Origin of the sequence: Kineosporia rhizophila, assembly GCF_021277265.1 — a bacterium.
GTDB classification, from domain to species: domain Bacteria; phylum Actinomycetota; class Actinomycetes; order Actinomycetales; family Kineosporiaceae; genus Kineosporia; species Kineosporia rhizophila.
This window is the reverse complement of record NZ_JAJSOH010000005.1, coordinates 54,930-72,198: the sequence shown is the minus strand read 5'-3', so window position 1 is coordinate 72,198 and position 17,269 is coordinate 54,930. Positions and strand designations below refer to the sequence as shown.

Below are 17,269 nucleotides of genomic sequence, written 5' to 3'. Positions count from 1 at the left end.
CAAGTAAACACTGAGGACGACTCAGTGACCACTGAGTCGGTGACGGGAGGGCTCATGCCAGAAGCCGATCAGCCCGCTGGGCAGCGCACCCCGGTGCGGGCCGGGAGCGGCGGGCCGGGACGCATCCGTACCGGCCGGGTGGCCCGGGCGGCGCCGCTGGTGGCCCTGACCGGAAGGACGGCGGGCGAGGCGGTGATCTCCGCGCTGCGCCGCAAGGACCGCGCCGGCGTGCACCAGCGGGGCGCCGAGAGGTACGCGGAGTCGCTCGGCCGGTCCCGGGGCGTCCTGATGAAGGCCGGCCAGATCCTTTCCTTCGTGTCGCTGGGCTCCCTGGTCGAGGGCAGCAGCCAGTCGGTCTACCAGGCCGCCCTGGCCCGTCTGCAGGACGACGCGCCGCCGATGGAGCCGGAGCTGGCCGCCGGGGTGGTCACGGCCGAGCTGGGCGCGCCCCCGCAGGAGGTCTTCGCCGAGTTCGAGCCCGACCCGCTGGCCGCCGCCTCGATCGGCCAGGTGCACGCCGCCACCACGCACGACGGCCGCCGCGTGGTGGTCAAGATCCAGTACCCCGGAGTGGACGAGGCGATCCGCGCCGACCTGGCCAACGCCGAGCTCCTGGCCACGTTCTTCCAGCTGATCCGCGGGGTGCTGCCCGACCTCGGGCACACCGATGCGCGGGCGCTGGCGGCCGAGGTCACCGAGCGGATCGGTGAGGAGATCGACTACCGGGTCGAGGCGGTGAACCAGCAGGCCTTCGCCGACGCCTACCGGGGGCACCCGTTCGCCCGGGTGCCCGAGGTGCTGCCGGAGTACAGCACCGCCCGGGTGCTCACCATGGAGCGCAGCGACGGCATGCGCTGGGCCCAGGCCCGGCAGGCCGACCAGGAGCTGAAGAACCAGTGGGGCGAGGCGGTCTACCGCTTCACCCTGGGCAGCCTGCGCCGGCTCGGGCGGTTCAACGCCGACCCGCACCCGGGCAACTATCTGTTCCACCCCGACGGCACGGTCACCTTCCTCGACTTCGGCTGCGTCAAGACCTGGGACACCGCCCAGGTCGGCTGGATGGTCCGGGCGGTGCAGGCGGCCATCGACGGTGACCCCGACGAGCTGCTGAAGCAGTACACCGCCCAGGGTTTCGTGCCCGGCGAGCCGCCCGAGCCGAAGGCCCTGCTGGCCTGGGCCCGGGAGTCGCTGGCCCCGGTCCTGGCCGAGCAGCCCTTCACCTACACGCCCGAGTTCGCCGCCCGCATCGTCGACCTGGAGTTCTCCCCGCGCGGCCCGCACTCCGCCGTGGTGCAGCGGCTCGCGCTGCCGGGGGAGTACCTGGCCCTCAGCCGGATCGATCTCGGCCTCACCTCGGTGCTGGCCGGGCTGCACGCGGCCAGCGACTGGCGCAGCATCCGCGAGGAGATGGACCTCGGGGCAGCCCCGGCCACCCGGCTCGGCGAGCTCGAGGCCGCCTATCGGGAGGCCCGCTCATGAGCACGCCGGTGCAGTGGGACGAGCAGCTGGGCGCCTTCCGGGTGCGCGGTTTCGAAGAGGCTTCGGCCGTGCTTCGGGGTCAGGGCTGGAGCAGCGACCCGGCCCGCAGCCCGCTGGTGCCGCCGGAGATGACCCGGATGCCGACGTCCATGATGATCTTCACCGACCCGCCCGACCACACCCGCCTGCGCCGGCTGGTGGCCCCGGCCTTCAGTGCCCGGGCGGTGGAGGCCTTCCGGGGGCGGGTCGCCGCGGTCGTGGAGTCGTGTCTGGACCAGATCGAGGACGATTTCCAGCCCGACGAGCCGGACGGTGCCGTCGATCTGCTGGCCGACTTCGGTTACCTGGTACCCCTCGCGGTGATCGCCGAACTGCTCGACGTCGGGGTCGAGGGGGCCCAGGTCTTCCTCGAGCAGACCCCCGACCTGGTCAGGCTTCTCGAGGTCGACGCCGGGCCGGAGGACGTGGAGCTCGCGGTGACGGCCGGCCTCGAGGTCACCCTGTTCCTCACCCCGGTGCTCGCCGCCCGCAAGAGCGGCGAGGGCGAGGACTTCGTCAGTCAGCTGCTGCGCACCGAGCTCACGGTCGACGAGGTGATGGCGACCTGCATGCTGCTGCTCGCGGCCGGGCACGAGACCACCGCCAACCTGATCGCCACCGGCAGCCTGGCCCTGATGCGGCACCGCGACCAGCTCCCGGCGCTGCACCGGAATCCCTCCCGGGCGATCGAGGAACTGGTGCGGCTGGAGGGGCCGGTGCGGGTGATCGGCCGAACCGCCACGACCGACCACGAACTCGGCGGGGTGCGGGTCGGGGCGGGCCAGGCCGTGCTGGTCGAGCTCGACCGGGCGGCCCGCGACGAACGCCGCTGGCCCGACCCGGACCGGCTGGACCTCTCCCGCGAGGGGCCGGGCCACCTGGGCTTCGGCACCGGCATCCACTTCTGCCTGGGTGCCGCCCTGGCCCGGCTGGAGGCCGAAGAGGCCCTGACCCGCCTCTTCGACCGCCATCCGAACGTCCGCCCGGTCCAGGACGTACCCCGGTGGCGGACCTCCTCCACCTTCCACGCCCTGGCCGAACTGCCGGTGCGCCTTTAGGTCCTGTCCTGCGGCTCTCAGGACCTATTCGCGCTGGGCCAGGGCCTCGGCCGGGGGCAGGCGAAGGGCCTGCCGGGTGGCCAGTTCGATGCTGGCGAAGCCGATCGCCACCACCACGGCGACGGTCAGCGGCACCAGCCAGAGCGGCCCGGCCGGGTAGGGCCGGCCCAGCAACCCCAGGCCGAGCAGCAGCATCGGGATCGCCGCCAGCAGCAGCCCGGTCACCGCCGCGGTGGCCGTGATCAGCCCGGCCTCGCGCCTGGCCATCGACCTGATCTGGGCCACCGTGCTGCCGTTCAGCCGCAGGGTGGCGAACTCGGCCCGGCGGGCGGTGGTCGCCGCCACCAGCTTGTTGGCGATCCCGAGCAGCAGGTAGCCGAGCAGCACACCGATCGCGGCCAGGTTGATCCAGACGTCGGCCGGGATCCCGCTCGGGCCGCTGGGGGCCGGGTCGGCCGGGCCCAGCACGAGACCGGGCTCAGTGCTGATCTTCTCGGTGAGCGCGGCCCCGGCCCCGGCCGAGCCGTCGGTACGGACCAGCACCGACGCAGGCAGGGCGGAGACGTGCCCGGCCACCAGTTCGGGAGCGGCCACCAGCGTGCCGAAGCCGAGGTCCCGGTCGTAGACCGCCACGACCTGGGCGGTGGTGGGAGTGCCGTCACCGAGGTAGAGCCGGGTCTGGTCGCCCACCTCCAGACCGGTGGCCGAGCCGGCGGCCACGCTCTGGCCCCGCAGTGCCTCCAGCGAGCCCGCCGTGACGTCGAGATCCACCACCGAGGCCAGCTCCGGCCCTGCGACCAGCGCCGACGTGGACTCCACCTCGGGCTCGCCGAGCAGGTCGTACTCCCGCACCAGCGTTGTGTTGCGCACCTCGGCCACCGCTTCTACGCCCTGGGTGTTGTTCAGCCGCTGCGCCGTGCCCCGCGGGACGCCGCCGAGCGCTCCGGCCGAGACGCTGTACTGGGCAAGGCTTCCCGATTCGGTGTCAACGGCCTGGGCCCGCATCAGCGAGGTCTGGGTGAAGGTGTAGGTGATCACGAAGACCACGGCGATCGCCAGCGTGGTGACGGCTCCGGCGAAGCGCCGCGCGTAACCGTGCACGTTCGACACGGCCAGCCAGGCCGGCGGGGAGATCCGGCCGGGCAGATGCCGGATGAGCAGGCCGCTCAGGACCTGGAACTGGGTGGGACCGGCCAGCGCCAGGCCGACCGCCGCGATGATGCCGGCCAGCGCCGAGCTGGAGACGGCGATCACCGAGCGGGACACCAGCGGGATCACCGAGAGCAGGAGCCCGGCGACGATGAGCAGCAGGCCCGCGCCGTTGCGCAGGCGAGCGGCCCGACCGTGGGTGGGGGCCTCGGTGCGGGACTCGGCCACGGCCTCGGTGGCCGGGCGCCGGGAGACCCGCCAGGCCGCACTCCGGGCCGCGATCTGCACGGTGAGCAGCAGGAGAACGGCCGTTGCGAGGGCCGGGACCGGGCTGAGGCTCAGCGGCAGGCCTTCGGGCAGCATCTCCAGGTGCACCAGGAATCGCCGGGCCTGCTCGGCCAGCAGGTGGCCCAGGGCGATGCCGGGCACCAGGGCGACGGCCGCGGCCACGGTGGCCTGACCGGCGGCCAGCCGCCGGATCTGCAATGGGGTGGCGCCGACCGCGCGGAGCAGGGCGAGCTCGCGGCGCTGGCCGTCGATCGACACACCGAGCGCCCCGGTCACGATGAAACCGACCAGCAACAGGGTGATTCCGGCCATCGAACCGGCCAGGGCCAGAAGCAGGGCCCGGGCCCCGCCGATCTGCGGGTCGAGCACGTCGCCCCGGCCGCGGTCCGCCTCCACCGTCAGCTCGGGCCAGCGGGCCTCGATCGCCGAGACCACCGATTCCCGCTGTCCGGGAGCGACAGTGAGACCGATCAGGTCGACCTGGTTCGTGTCTCCCGCGAACTCGGCGGCAGCTGGTTCGCTGAAGTAGATGCCGGTGTCACCGGATCCGACGAGGGCCGAAACCGTTCCCGAGAAAGAGTTCCCGGCGACCACCAGTTCGGCCTTGTCGCCCACGGTCAGCCCGGCCGCGCGGGCCAGTGACTCACCCAGTGCGACGTCGGAAGCCTGCCGAGGCTGCTCGCCGGTGACCGGGCCGGCCAACGAGGCAGACGCCCAGCCGTGCCCGGCAGTGGCCGGGTCCGGCCCGGCGGCCACCGGCTGCCCGTCGGAACCGAGCAGTGCGGCGGGGAAACTGACGTCGCCCACCGCCGCGCTCACTCCCGGCAGCGCGGCCAGATCGCCCACCAGGCGGTCGGGCAGCCCGGCCCGCTCGGGCAGGGCGAGGGCCTCGATCCCGCTGCCGAAGGTCTGGTCGGCCCCGATCAGGAGATCGGCCCCGGCCAGCCGGGTGACCGGTGGGTGCGAGCGCAGGCCGGACTCGCCCAGCACACCGGTGGTGGTGATCAGCGCCGCCCCACCCAGCACCGCGCTGACCACGGCGATCAGGGCGGCAATCCGCCGCCTGGCCATTCTTCTTGCCACGTAGAACATCTCAGACTCCCGGGGCCGCAGCGACGGCTTCCTGCGTGGCCATCAGGCCGGCGGCGAGCTCGGCCGCGGTGGGGGAGTGCAGCTGCTGCACTATCCGCCCGTCGGCCATCACCAGCGCCCGGTCGGCGTGCGCGGCGGCAGCCGGGTCGTGGCTGACCATCACCACGGTCTGGTTCAGCTCGTCGACCATCCGGCGCAGCAGGGCCAGCACCTCGCGGGCCGCCCGCAGGTCGAGCGCCCCGGTCGGCTCGTCGGCGAAGACCACGGCCGGCCGGGCGACCAGGGCCCGGGCGATGGCCGCCCGCTGCTGCTGACCGCCGGACAGTTCGGCCGGGCGGTGGTGCAGCCGCTCGGTCAGGCCCACCCGCTCGACGAGCTCGGCAACCCAGGCCGGGTCGGCGCTGCGCCGGGCCATCCGCAGCGGCAGGGTGATGTTGTCGGCGATGGTCAGCGACGAGACCAGGTTGTACGACTGGAACACGAAACCGATGCGCTCGCGCCGCAGTTCGGTACGCCGGGTCTCGTTCAGACCGCCGATGGCGACCCCGTCGACCTCGACCTCGCCGCTGCTGGGCGTGTCCAGCCCGGCCGCGCAGTGCATCAGGGTGCTCTTGCCGGAACCGGAAGGGCCCATCACGGCGACGAACTCGCCGCGCCCGACCTCGACCGAGACCCGGTGCAGGGCGGTGACCTCGGCCGCGCCGGAGCGGTAGACCTTGGCCACGTCGGTCAGCCGGATCGCCGGCGGGCCGGTGAGTGTCGCGCTCATCGCCGACGCAGCCAGTTCGTCACCAGGGTGATGATGCCGATCGCGGTGAGGGCGCTGAGACCGAGCTGGATCGACTCGGCGTGGGGTGAGAACGAGGCCACGGCGTTGCCGACGACCCCGATCACCACGGCCAGCCAGGCCAGGCTGACGAGGACGGAACCGGTCTGCGGGGTGGTGTTCTCCGCCATGGTACTTCTCCTTGTCCGGCAGGGTTTTTCGTGCGTCTTGCGTTGGGGTCAACGCTACGGACGAAGCCCTGCCGGGCCGATACCGGCAGCTGCCGGAAACGGGGTACAGCCTGCTGTACCCCGCGGCGGAGAAGTGACTACGGGCGGTCGGGCGTCTCTTCGGGGTCGTCCGGCCCGGCGGTGGCCTGGCTCATCCGCTCCTGCAACCGGGACCGCACCTCGTCCGGGGTGTAGGACTTGCGCTGCCGCTCGTTGCGGGCCACCAGCGCACCACCCGCGGCCACCCCGGCCACGCCGGCCATTCCCAGAAGCTTCCACCATGCGATGCGTCGCTGCGCCATCGGCCTAGGGTATGTGCTGTGCCCGCCCAGCAGCCGCTCCAGCCGCTTTCCCTGTCTCAGGCCGCCGCCGCGACCCGCACCGGAGATCTCTGGCTCTTCCGTGGCCGCAGCAGTGCCGACCGGGCGATCCAGGCGTTCACCAACGCCCCGGTCAACCACGTCGGCATGGCAGTGGTACTGGACGATCTGCCACCGCTGATGTGGCATGCCGAGCTCGGCCGGTCCCTGCCCGACGTCTGGGTCGGCGAGCACCATCGCGGTGCCCAGCTGCACGACCTGTCGGCCGCGGTGACCACCTGGGTGACGAAGTACGGCCAGCGGGCCTGGTTCCGCCAGCTCGACCCGGAGGTGGACCGGGACGCGGAGGACGCCGTGCTGCGTACGGTCGCGCGGATGGCGGGCACGCCCTTCCCGAGCACGGTCGGCCTGATGACCCGGTGGATCGGCAGCAAGAAGGTGGTGCGGGCGCTGCGCCGGTCCGGGCGCACCGACGAGGCGGTGGCCCTGGAGACGGCGTACTGCGCCGAGGTGGTGGCCGCCACCTACCAGGCGATGGGCCTGCTGCCGGACGACCGCCCACCGGGCTGGTACGACCCGGGCCGGTTCTGGAGCGGTGACAGCCTCTCCCTGCTGAACGACCACCGGCTCGGCAACGAGATCCACGTCACACTCGATTCCGAGGCTCCCTGACGCGGCGTCAGGTTCTACCCCTACCCGGCCGGGCCGGCTCAGGCGTGATCCGGCCCGGAACCCCCGCCCGCCATCCCTCACGTGGCGGGCGGGTGCCCGGCGGGAACCCGGAAAACCGAATGTTCTCCTAATATTTCCCTCATTCTCCCCGGCTATTGTCGGCCAGTCCGTGGTGGATTGGCCTGTTCGTCGTGCCTCGTCCACCTGGCGTTCACCGGGTGGGGAGGCTTCATGGTTCAGACGTGGTCGGGTGCGACCGAACGGGCCGGAGCCGTCCCCGGCCGAGACCGGCGCGCCGGGCTCCGGGAACAGCTGGAGCACGACGCGGCCACCGACGGGTTCGGCCGGCGCCTCACCTGGAACCTGTTCTGGCTGCCCCTGACCAGCCTGGCCGTGCTGCTCGCGAGCGCCGTGGTCTTCCGTCCCGAGTACGACAAGATGCTCCACGAGGACTGGCCGGTCGAGTGGGCCCAGTTCGCCGGCTGCCTCTTCATCTGCGTGGTCGCCCTGATGTCGGTCCGCCCGGCCCTGCGCGGGGGCCGTCCCCTGCTCGCCGGTCTGCTCCTGCTCAGCGGCCTGGCCTGGTTCTTCCTGGCCGGGGAGGAGATCTCGTGGGCCCAGCGGGTGTTCGGGTTCGCCACCCCGGGCGGGTTCGAGGGCAACCGGCAGGCCGAGGCCAACCTGCACAACTTCGACTCCGGCTTCGACCCTGAGGCCGTCTTCCGGGGTCTTCAGGTGGTGATCGGCCTGGGGATGAGCGCCCTCGCCCTGTACGCCCGGCTGGGGCGGGTCCGTCCGGACTCCTCCTGGCGCATCGCCGCCCCGCCGCTGTGCACCGTGCCGCTCTTCCTCACCATCGTCGGCTACCGGTTCCTCGGCCTGTTCGTGCCCGAGGGGTTCGGCTTCTACGGCCGGCTGCAGGAGTGGGCCGAGTTCTGCCAGTACGCCGGGCTCACCGCGGCCCTGGTCTGCGTGTACTGGGCCGTCCAGCCGCAGACCGAGCCGGTCGGTGGCCGGGCCCGGCACGCTCTGCGCCCGCGGGCCCGGCGCGACTGGCGCCGGCTCCTGCCGGCCGCGGTCGTCGTGCTGGTGATCACCCTGGTCTTCGCCCTGCTCACCCCGTTCAGCGGACTGATCCCCGGCAATGCGCCCGGTCAGGGCAACTGACGGGCGGGTCAGGGTGCCCCGGGGGTAAATCCCGATGTGCTCAGTGGTCACAGGTGAAGGAGGGTGGACGAGTCAGCCCATCTTGACTCAGCGAGGACGTGACCACGCCATGAACAGTGTTCATCGCAACATGTACGCCCAGGGCCTCTACCGTCCGCGGCACGGCGGGATGCTGGCCGGGGTCTGCGCCGGCCTGGCCCGCCGGTTCGGGATCGGCGCCACCATGATGCGCCTGATCTTCGTGATCAGCCTGATCGTGATCCCCGGCAGCCAGATCCTGATCTACCCGGTGCTGTGGCTGCTGCTGCCGAAGGAGCCCGTGGGCAGCGCGTACGGCACTTACCAGAGCCCGACCAACACCATGCGCTGACCGTGACCTGAACCGCTGAATCAGGCCAGGAGCACGAGACGCCGGTGCAGTCCGGTCAGCACGGCCTTCGGGTCGGCGGCCAGACCGGAGTGCACCGGCCCGGTCTGGACCACGCTGCTGCGGGGGGCGGTGAGCCAGCCGAACCGGGCCCGCAGCGGCTGCTCGCGGATCAGCCCGGCGGCGGGCGCCCCCTCGCAGACCGAGCAGAAGCCCTGCAGCACGGCCTTTAGCAGATCGAGGTCGATCCCCGGGTCCAGGCTCCGCAGCCGCTCGGGCCTGATCTCACGGGTGCAGGCCAGGAAGTCGTGGTGCTGCGAGTAGAGCACCACGCCCACGTTCACGAACTCCCCGCGCTCCACCCGGGGCACGGCCCGCACCAGCGCGTAGGAGAAGGGCTTGGGCCCGGCCTGGCCGTCGTCCACGTTGGCCACCGCCGGTTCGCTGTTCAGCCCGCTGCTCAGCCCGCCCCGGGCGCTCATCGGGTCACCTCGGCCAGCTCGGGCCGCCAGCTGGTGCGCTCGCGCAGCCGGGCCAGCAGGTACTCCTGGTACCGGGCGCGCCAGGCGTCGGCGTCACGATCGTCGCCGATCGCCGCGTTCATCGACAGCAGCCAGTCGCCCGGCACCAGCGCCAGCACCTCCCCGAGGGCCTCCGGGGTCACCCGGGCGGCCAGGTCGGCGTCGAGGGCGTCCAGGGCGTCACGGGACAGGGTGTCGGCCACCGGGGCCAGGATGTGCTCGCTCAGGTCGTAGCGCCGGGTGGCCCAGCGCTCCACCGGCGGCCAGGCGTGCTGGAACACCAGCGAGGCGCCGTGGTCGATGGCCCACAGGTCGCGGTGCCAGATCAGCAGGTTCGGATTGCGCCAGGTGCGGTCGATGTTCGCGCTGAACGCGTCGATCCAGCGGATCCGGGCGGCGTCCTCGGCCGGTGGCTGCCAGTGCATGCCGTCGTAGCCGAACGAGCCGGGCAGGTAGTCCATGCCCAGGTTCTCGCCCGCGCTGTTCGACAGCAGCTCCTGGACCTCCTCGTCCGGCTCCAGCCGGGCCGTGCGGGCGTCGATCGTGATCCGGACCAGTTCCGGCACCCGCACGCCGAGCCGGCGGGCCAGTTCGCCCACCACCACCTCGGCGACCAGCGACGCGGTGCCCTGACCGGCGCCGCGGAACTTGACCACGTACATCCCGTCGTCGTCCGCCTCGACCAGCCCGGGTAAGGACCCACCCTCCCGGAACGGGGTCAGATAGGCGGTGGCGGCGACGGTTCGGAGCACGCGGGTCAGGTTAGCCCTCCCGCCCAGGTCTCAAACAACGGACGCCGGTGGGCACCTACGTAGGTGCCCACCGGCGTCCGTAATCAGGAGCCTTGTGGTCAGGCCGCGCCGTGCTTGGCGGTCTCGGCCTTCTGAACCGGTTCGGCCGGTTCGGCCTTGGCGGCCTCCTCGGCCCGTTCGGCCTCGATCGCCAGTTTCTCCCGGTGCAGCGCCATCCGGGCGAAGACCTGCTGGTCGGTGGCGGCGCGCTCGGAACGGCCGCGGCCGATGAAGGTGACCGCCCAGTGCATCAGCGTGGTGACCCGGTTCTTGAACCCGATCAGGTAGACGATGTGCACGCCCAGCCAGGCCAGCCAGGCGAAGAAGCCGGACAGCTGGATCGAGTCGTTGATCTTCGCCACCGCGTGGAAGCGCGAGACGGTGGCCATGCTGCCCTTGTCGAAGTACTCGAACTCCGGCAGCGGCTCGGCGCCCGGGTGCTTGATCCGGTGCTGGATCGTCTTGGCCGCGTACTTGCCCTGCTGCATCGCGACCTGGGCGACACCCGGGTAGCGCTTCAGCGACATCATGTCGCCGATCACGAAGATCTCGGGGTGACCGGGCAGCGTGCAGTCCGGCTCGACCAGGACGCGACCGGCCCGGTCGGTCTCGGCGCCGGTCTGCTCCGACAGCTGCTGGCCCAGCGGCGAGGCCTGCACACCGGCAGCCCAGACCTTGGTGCGGGCCTCGATCCGGCGCGGGCTGCCGTCGGGGTCGATCACGTCGACGCCCTCGTTGTCCACGTTCACGACCTTGACGTCGAGCTGGACCTCGACGCCCATCCGCTCCAGCTGGCCCTGGGCCTTCTTGCCGAGCTTGTCACCGAACGGCGGCAGCACGGCCGGGGCGGCGTCGAGCAGCAGCACGCGGGCCTTGGTCGGGTCGATCCGGCGGAAGTCGCGCTTGAGGGTGCTGTGCGCCAGCTCGGCGATCTGGCCGGCCATCTCCACACCGGTGGGGCCGGCGCCGACGACCACGAAGGTCAGCCACTGCTGGATCTCCTCCGGGTCCTCGAGCACCTCGGCCATCTCGAAGGCGCCGAAGATCCGGCCGCGCAGCTCGAGGGCGTCGTCGATGCTCTTCATGCCCGGGGCGAACTCGGAGAAGTGGTCGTTGCCGAAGTACGACTGACCCGCACCGGCCGCCACGATCAGGGTGTCGTAGGCGGTGACCGCCTCGCCGACCGGCGTCTCGGAGGTCACGGTCTTCGCCGCGACGTCGATCCGGGTCACCTCACCGAGCAGCACCTTGGCGTTCTTCTGCCGCCGGAGGATCTCACGGGTGGCCGGGGCGATCTCGCCCTGCGACAGCACACCCGTGGCCACCTGGTACAGCAGCGGCTGGAAGAGGTGGTGCGAGGTCTTGGCGATGATGGTGACGTCGACATCCGCTCGGGCCAGCTTGCGGGCCGCGAACAGGCCACCGAAACCGGACCCGATGATGACAACCCGCTCGCGGGCCGGCTTGGCGGCCGCGTCGCGGGTCTGTGCAGGCTGGTTCGACATCGTGTCTTTTTCCACTCCCGAAGGTCTTGCCACGTGCGCTCAGTCTTGCAGTCGCTTCTTTTGGAACAGACGGCGGCAAGGGTTTGTGCCCTGGTGTCCGGTTCGCCCGGCAGATGTGCGTGGAGTCACGTTCTACCTGCTCAGGCGGGTTTGGCGGCATCATCGGCGCCGGGCCGACAACTGGCGTCGGCTGTTGGGTCGGCCGGTCCGGGTGCCGGGTTGAGCCGTCCCGGCCCCGCACTGTCTCCGAAGCCACGGCCGGGTGGTCCACGACGTGACGCGGTCGGTCGGCATCGGCCATCGCGTCCAGATCTGAAGCGTAGCCAAGGGGGTCGCAGTCGCACGTCAGGGGGGTGGAGTGCACCGCCGCTGCACTGCGGCCGCGAATCCCTGCGAAAGGGGGACGAAGGTGCTGGGGGGTTCCCGGTGTGGTCACGGGGGAAGTTGGTGGGCGCGGGGTGAACGGGAGGGACTCGTTCATCCCCGCGCCATGGCGTAAACAATACGAGTGACCAACCAGTAAATGCAAGGATTGCAAACTCATTTTGTGCTTGTCCGGCGCAACATCTGACCGAAAGGATGAGGCCATGGCCTCGCGCACGCCCCCGACCGTACGCATGCGCAGACTCGCGAGCGAGCTGCGCCGACTGCGTGGTGCCGCCGGGATGAGCCGCGAGGACGTCGCGGAACGGACCGACATCAACGTCGCCACCCTGTACCGGCTGGAGACCGCCAAGGGCCGCCCGCAGCGGCGCACCCTGACCAGCCTGCTGGAGCTCTACCAGGTCGCCCCCGAGGAGCGGGACGTGCTCTTCGCGCTGCTGAAGGCGGCCGGCGAGAAGGGCTGGGTGCAGCCCTTCGCCGGGGCGATCCCGGAGGAGTACAGCATGTACATCCAGCTGGAGTCCGAGGCCGCGTCGGTGCGCAACTTCGAGTCGCTGCTGATCCCCGGCCTGCTGCAGACCGAGGGCTACATCCGTTCCAGTTCCACCGGTCAGAGCCCGCTGATGCCGGGCGACCAGATCGACCTGCAGGCCAAGATCCGGGTCGGGCGTCAGGATTTGTTAACCCGGAGTAATCCCCTTGCATTGTGGGCCATTGTCGACGAGGCAGTGCTCTGGCGTGAGGTGGGAGGGCCTGAGGTGATGCGTGAGCAATTCGAGCACCTGCTGTCGATGATGGAATTGCCGAACGTCACTTTCCAGATCGTTCCTTTCACTGCCGGCTCCCACGTGGGGATGCGCGGATCCTTCTCGCTGCTGGAGTTCCCCGACCCCGACCCGACCGTCGCGTGCGTCGAAACCATGGCCGGGAACCTGTTTCAGGAGACGGAGGAAGAGGTCCGTGCCTGTACTGTTGCCTTCGACCATTTGCGGGCCACGGCCGCATCGCCTGCCGAATCGGCACGCATGGTGATGGGCCGCTTGCGATGAAGGACGGAACAGGGCAATGCGAACTGATGAGCTGGCCAATGTCGCCTGGATCAAGTCCAGCCGCTCCGGAGTGAATGGGAATTGCGTAGAGGTCGCATTCCTGGGTGAGGGGCGTGTAGCTCTGCGTGACAGCAAGGACCCGCAGGGCCCGGTGCTCCGCTTCACCCGGGGGGAGTGGACAGCGTTCGTGGACGGCGTCGTGGACGGCGAACTGCGCCACGCGTAGACGCTCGGCGAACCAGAACGCCGGTGGTGCCCTGAACAGGGCCCACCGGCGTTCCGGGGCTACGGCAGCTTCTTGGCCAGGTGGGCGGCCAGGCGCAGGGCGAGCGCCACGATCGTCAGCGTCGGGTTGACCGAGCCGCCGGTGGGGAACACCGAGCTGCCCGCCACGTACAGGTTCTCCAGGTCGTGCACGCGGGCGTCGGCGTCGACCACCCCGGTACCCGGATCGGCCGACATCCGCACCCCGCCCAGGTGGTGGTGGTTGCCGCCGATCATCCGCGGCTGCCCGTGGTCCCAGTCGGTCTGCACGAAGTCGCCCAGCCCGGCCTCGGCGAAGGCCTGGGCGTAGAGGTCGCGCGAGCGGGTGATGCGCTCCCGGTCCTCGGCCGTCCAACGCCAGTGCAACACCGGGAACGGCCGCCCGTAGCGGTCGGTCCGCTCGCGATCGAGCGTGATCCGGTTCTCCGGGTCGGGCGACTGCTCGGTCTGGTGCACCACCTCGAACACCCGGTAGCGGTTCAGGTCGTCCTCGGCCGCCCAGCCGGACAGGTCCAGACCGGGCTGCTCGGCGATGGCCTTACGGGCGCTCAGGAGGCTGCCGGCGCCTAGAGCGATCCGGGCGCCGAGGGCCGCCTTGTGGCCGAGGCCCGAGGAGCGTCCGGAAGGGCTACGAATCTCGGTGTAGGCCTGCACCGCGCTGCCGGCGATCACTTCCTGCCGGGGTAGCAGCAGGCAACTGGTGGAGAGCAGACCTTCCTGCCGCACGCGTTCCTGGGCGATGGACAGCTTGGCCATCACCTTCGTGCCGTTCTGCCAGTGCGCGTCGTACAGCCGCAGACGCTCGGCCAGCTTCACCTCCGGGCGCGCCACCAGCATCCCGCCGCGCACCAGCGGGTGCTCCATCCAGTAGCGGCCCACCTGGTCCTTGCGGTTTCCCAGACCGCCCGGCACCCGGTCGTCCGACATCAGTAGCAGACGGGCGGTCTCGATGCCCCCGGCGGCCAGCACGACGGCCCGGGCCTGGACCTGCCCGTGGGAACCGTCGGGCCGGGCGAAGTCGACGCCGCTGACCTTGGTGCCCTCGGGGTCCACCTCCAGCCGGGTCACGTTCGCGTCGGTGAGGATCAGGACACCGGTCCGGCCGCGCAGTTCGCCGGCCACCCGGTCGATCCAGGCCGAGGCCGGGGCGAACTGGAACATCTGGGTCTCGACCAGGGCCGGGTCCAGCTCCAGCGGCTGGGCCCGGGGGGTGCTCCAGGAGTTCGGGTGGTAGGTGAACTCGCCCAGGCCGGCGATCTTCTGCGCCTTGGCGTACCAGGGGTCGAGGTCGGAGCGGGTCAGCGGCCAGCCGGAGTGGGCCAGCGCGTCCCGCTGCTCGAAGTCGACCGGATCGAGCGGGGCGTAGCGGCAGCCGCGCTCACCGGCCTCCGGGTCGGCGTCGGCGTTGGACATCCGGTAGCTCCACTGCCCGGCCGTGCCTCCGACGCCGGAGCCCCGGGTCTGGGTGACGCTGCTCTGCGGGTAGGCGTCCTCGCCCTCGGCCAGGACGTCGGGCAACTGCGGCCACTCGTTCTCGCCGCCGCCCTCCAGGATCACCACCCGCAGACCGGCGGCGGCGAGGCCGGAGGCGACCGACAGCCCGGCCGGCCCGGCCCCGACTATGCAGACCTCGGCCTCGATCGGTTCCGGCTCGTCGCCGGACCCTGCCCCCGGGCCTGAGCTCACGCGATCACCCCGGGACCGGGACCACCAACATTTCCGTCCAGGGAGAGGTGACGGTGCAGGGCATTGCCCTTGCCCCAGCCGACCGCCCGTTTCATCATCCGCATCGCGTTGGGCGGGATGGTCTTGTTCGCCAGCACCGTCAGCCGCATCCGCCGGTCGGCGTCGGCCACGATCGAGGCGAGCTCGGCCCGCAGCTCCGGGCTGATGTCGGCACGCTGCACGAACCGGCCGTGGGCCTGCAGGGTGGCGTCGGCGTGCTGCGCGGTCATGTGGTGCTGACCGCCGTTGACCTGTACCAGCTGGAAGCCCGAGCTGGCCGAGCCGCCGTGCACCATGTAGCCGGACAGCGGTGCGGTCAGGAACCCCACGTCCGAGCGGCTGGCGATCCGGCACCACAGGGCGATGTCGGCGTACGGGCCGTCGGAGGGGTCGAAGCGCTCGTTGAACACCATCGCGCTGCGCATCATCACCGAGGAGACGCAGACGATGCCGCCGACCGCCAGTGAGCGGCGCAGGAACGCGATGCCCGGCTCGAGGGTGTCGCTCTCCAGCCGGGACCAGTTCTGCGGCTCCCCGAACGGCTGGGGGCCGTCGTCGAGGTAGCGGAAGGCCGAGTGCACCAGGCCCGCGCTCGGGTTGGCGTCGAGGAAGCGGACCTTGGCCTCGAGGTTGCCCGGCAGCATGCTGTCGTCGTCCGGCAGCATCACCCGGTAGCGGCCGGAGCCCAGGCTGAGGCAGCGGGACAGGTTGCCGAACAGGCCGATGTTCGTGGGAAGACGGTCGTAGCGGACGCGCGGGTCGCCGATCGACCGGACGTACTCCTCGGTGTCGTCGGTCGAGGCGTTGTCCGAGACGATGATCTCAGCGTCTTCCCAGGACTGGTCGAGCACACTCTGCAGACTGCGGCTGAGCAGTTCCCGCCGGTTGAAGGTCGGGATGCAGACGGTGACCGCAGGTCGGATGCGGGTCATCAGGCTCCGTCCGTGGGGACCATGATTTGATCCTGTCTTGATTGTTCTTGATCGAGGCGAGGATAACCCTCGGTCGTTACGTTGACAGTGCTCGTTCCCGGATTCGCTCCTGGATGCGCACCGGCGGACCAGGTGGAACCGGACCTTAGTGGTCAAAGCCGCGCTTGCCGAGGGGTGCGCGGGACCCGTTCGGCAGGAGGGTGTCCTCCACGGCTGGCCCCGCCGGCTTGCCGCAGTCGTTAGGGTCGGGGGGTGCCCACGACTGACGTACCCAAGCCCGGTGCCGCCGGCACCCCCCGCTGCCTGCTGGTGACGAAGGAGTTCTCCGCGACCCCGACCTCGGGCGGCACCCTGCGCACCCTGGCCATCCTCGAGACCCTGTCGACCCGGTACGACACCACCGTGGTCAGTCCCGACGGGGTCGTCGCCAAGGGGCCGGGCCGTCCGCTGGAGGAGCACCCGGGCCGCTCGTCCGGGGGAGACGTGCTGCGGCAGCTGCGCACGGCGGCGCGGTACAAGTCGCTGAGCGGGCTGCGCACCGGCGGCTCGAAGCTGCTGGACAACCTGTGGAACGGCGCCGAGGGCCGCTACGACGTGGCCGTGATCGACCACACCGCGCTGGCCGGGCTGGCCGACGAGGTGGCCTCCGGGGCCGACCGGCTCGTGGTGAGCATGCACAACATCGAGTCGGACCTGATGAACCAGCGGGCCCGGCTGGCCACCTCGGCCAAGGACAAGGTGGCGATGAGCGCCGAGGTGCGGCTGCTGCGCCACCTCGAGGCGCACGTCGCCGACCGTTACCCGGTGATGGTCTGCACCGAGGCCGACGCCCGGGCGCTGAACCCCAAGCGCGGCCGGATCGTCTGCAAGAACGGCATCTTCGCGGGCCAGGTCACCCCCTCGGGCAACCGCCCGGCGAACTCCATGGTCTTCTCCGGCGCCCTCGACTGGGAGCCGAACATCGACGGCGTGGTCTGGTTCTCGGAGAAGGTCTGGCCGCTGATCCGGGCCCAGATCCCCGAGGCCACGGTCACCATCGCCGGCCGTAACCCCGGCAAGGCGGTCACCGAGGCCTGCGCCCCGGACGGGATCACTCTGCTGGCCAACCCGCCGGTCATGTCCGCGGTGCTGGACGCCCACGTCCTGGGCATCGTCCCGCTGCTGTCCGGCGGTGGCTCGCGGATCAAGATCCTGGAGTACCTGGCCGCCGGCATCGACATCGTCTCCACCGACGTCGGCGCCTCCGGTCTCGAGGACATCCCGTCCGAGCTGGTCGACCGGCTGAAGATCGACCCGCAGCTGTTCGCCGACACCGTGGTGGCCCGGCTGCGCTCCCCCCGCGACACCTCGGCCCTGGCCCAGGACTGGGTGCGCAAGCACTACTCCTGGGACGTGACGCTGCAGCCGCTGCTGGACTTCCTCGAGCACTGACCCGAACGATCGAACCGCAAAACTTGAGGACGCCCGCCCT

Annotated in this window: 17 protein-coding genes; 8 read left to right on the top strand and 9 right to left on the bottom strand. The window is 71.2% G+C overall.

All coding sequences use genetic code 11. The features are described 5' to 3' along the window. The first annotated feature begins 54 nt into the window (after positions 1 to 54). Both LWF15_RS10425 and LWF15_RS10420 read left to right on the top strand, forming a co-directional pair. Positions 55 to 1,479, top strand: coding sequence for an ABC1 kinase family protein (locus LWF15_RS10425; protein ID WP_232810236.1), 1,425 nt, complete (start codon positions 55 to 57; stop codon positions 1,477 to 1,479). Beyond that, entirely contained in the window at positions 1,476 to 2,576 is a 1,101-nt protein-coding gene (locus LWF15_RS10420; RefSeq protein ID WP_232810235.1) for a cytochrome P450, read from the top strand. Before LWF15_RS10425 ends, LWF15_RS10420 begins: the two co-directional genes overlap by 4 nt. Positions 2,577 to 2,600: 24 nt before the next feature. On the opposite strand, the gene LWF15_RS10415 is transcribed toward LWF15_RS10420, so the two are convergent. The 4 genes from LWF15_RS10415 to LWF15_RS10400 all read right to left on the bottom strand — a co-directional run bounded on the left by LWF15_RS10415 (position 2,601) and on the right by LWF15_RS10400 (position 6,403). Beyond that, positions 2,601 to 5,105, bottom strand: a complete 2,505-nt coding sequence (locus LWF15_RS10415) for an ABC transporter permease (protein ID WP_232810234.1) — start codon at positions 5,103 to 5,105, stop codon at positions 2,601 to 2,603. 1 nt (position 5,106) lies between these two features. After that, positions 5,107 to 5,874, bottom strand: a complete 768-nt coding sequence (locus LWF15_RS10410; protein WP_232810233.1) for an ABC transporter ATP-binding protein — start codon at positions 5,872 to 5,874, stop codon at positions 5,107 to 5,109. Next, positions 5,871 to 6,062, bottom strand: coding sequence for a hypothetical protein (locus tag LWF15_RS10405; protein WP_232810232.1), 192 nt, complete (start codon positions 6,060 to 6,062; stop codon positions 5,871 to 5,873). The genes LWF15_RS10410 and LWF15_RS10405 overlap by 4 nt, the downstream gene beginning before the upstream one ends. Positions 6,063 to 6,199: 137 nt before the next feature. Then, positions 6,200 to 6,403 (bottom strand): hypothetical protein, encoded by a 204-nt coding sequence (locus tag LWF15_RS10400; RefSeq protein WP_232810231.1) that lies wholly within the window; start codon positions 6,401 to 6,403, stop codon positions 6,200 to 6,202. 18 nt (positions 6,404 to 6,421) lie between these two features. Here LWF15_RS10400 and LWF15_RS10395 point away from each other — a divergent pair, with 18 nt between their 5' ends. From LWF15_RS10395 to LWF15_RS10385, 3 genes are all read left to right on the top strand, one after another. Next, positions 6,422 to 7,093 carry a C40 family peptidase gene (locus tag LWF15_RS10395; protein ID WP_232810230.1) on the top strand — a complete coding sequence of 224 codons (672 nt, stop codon included), beginning with the start codon at positions 6,422 to 6,424 and terminating at the stop codon, positions 7,091 to 7,093. 231 nt (positions 7,094 to 7,324) lie between these two features. Further along, a complete protein-coding gene (locus LWF15_RS10390; protein WP_232810229.1) occupies positions 7,325 to 8,260 on the top strand; it encodes a hypothetical protein in 936 nt (311 codons plus the stop codon). Positions 8,261 to 8,369: 109 nt separating this feature from the next. Continuing rightward, complete coding sequence (locus LWF15_RS10385; protein WP_232810228.1) at positions 8,370 to 8,630, top strand: PspC domain-containing protein; 261 nt, start codon at positions 8,370 to 8,372, stop codon at positions 8,628 to 8,630. A gap of 20 nt (positions 8,631 to 8,650) precedes the next feature. Here the strand turns inward: LWF15_RS10385 and LWF15_RS10380 are convergent, their stop codons facing one another. The 3 genes from LWF15_RS10380 to LWF15_RS10370 all read right to left on the bottom strand — a co-directional run bounded on the left by LWF15_RS10380 (position 8,651) and on the right by LWF15_RS10370 (position 11,444). After that, on the bottom strand, positions 8,651 to 9,109 hold the full coding sequence (locus tag LWF15_RS10380; protein WP_232810227.1) for a DUF3037 domain-containing protein: 459 nt from the start codon (positions 9,107 to 9,109) through the stop codon (positions 8,651 to 8,653). Beyond that, positions 9,106 to 9,900 carry a HipA family kinase gene (locus LWF15_RS10375; RefSeq protein WP_232810226.1) on the bottom strand — a complete coding sequence of 265 codons (795 nt, stop codon included), beginning with the start codon at positions 9,898 to 9,900 and terminating at the stop codon, positions 9,106 to 9,108. The genes LWF15_RS10380 and LWF15_RS10375 overlap by 4 nt, the downstream gene beginning before the upstream one ends. Positions 9,901 to 9,998: 98 nt before the next feature. After that, positions 9,999 to 11,444: an NAD(P)/FAD-dependent oxidoreductase gene (locus LWF15_RS10370; RefSeq protein ID WP_232810225.1), complete on the bottom strand. Its 1,446-nt coding sequence runs from the start codon at positions 11,442 to 11,444 to the stop codon at positions 9,999 to 10,001. A gap of 587 nt (positions 11,445 to 12,031) precedes the next feature. Here LWF15_RS10370 and LWF15_RS10365 point away from each other — a divergent pair. Both LWF15_RS10365 and LWF15_RS10360 read left to right on the top strand, forming a co-directional pair. Beyond that, positions 12,032 to 12,877 carry a helix-turn-helix domain-containing protein gene (locus LWF15_RS10365; RefSeq protein ID WP_232810224.1) on the top strand — a complete coding sequence of 282 codons (846 nt, stop codon included), beginning with the start codon at positions 12,032 to 12,034 and terminating at the stop codon, positions 12,875 to 12,877. 16 nt (positions 12,878 to 12,893) lie between these two features. After that, a complete protein-coding gene (locus LWF15_RS10360) occupies positions 12,894 to 13,103 on the top strand; it encodes a DUF397 domain-containing protein (RefSeq protein ID WP_232810223.1) in 210 nt (69 codons plus the stop codon). 59 nt (positions 13,104 to 13,162) lie between these two features. On the opposite strand, the gene LWF15_RS10355 is transcribed toward LWF15_RS10360, so the two are convergent. Further along, on the bottom strand, positions 13,163 to 14,827 hold the full coding sequence (locus LWF15_RS10355) for a GMC oxidoreductase (RefSeq protein ID WP_232810222.1): 1,665 nt from the start codon (positions 14,825 to 14,827) through the stop codon (positions 13,163 to 13,165). Next, positions 14,824 to 15,798 (bottom strand): glycosyltransferase family 2 protein, encoded by a 975-nt coding sequence (locus tag LWF15_RS10350; RefSeq protein WP_232810221.1) that lies wholly within the window; start codon positions 15,796 to 15,798, stop codon positions 14,824 to 14,826. Before LWF15_RS10350 ends, LWF15_RS10355 begins: the two co-directional genes overlap by 4 nt. A 252-nt stretch (positions 15,799 to 16,050) precedes the next feature. Between LWF15_RS10350 and LWF15_RS37430 the strand changes: the two genes are divergently transcribed. After that, positions 16,051 to 17,229: a glycosyltransferase gene (locus tag LWF15_RS37430; protein ID WP_232810220.1), complete on the top strand. Its 1,179-nt coding sequence runs from the start codon at positions 16,051 to 16,053 to the stop codon at positions 17,227 to 17,229. Positions 17,230 to 17,269: the final 40 nt, after the last annotated feature.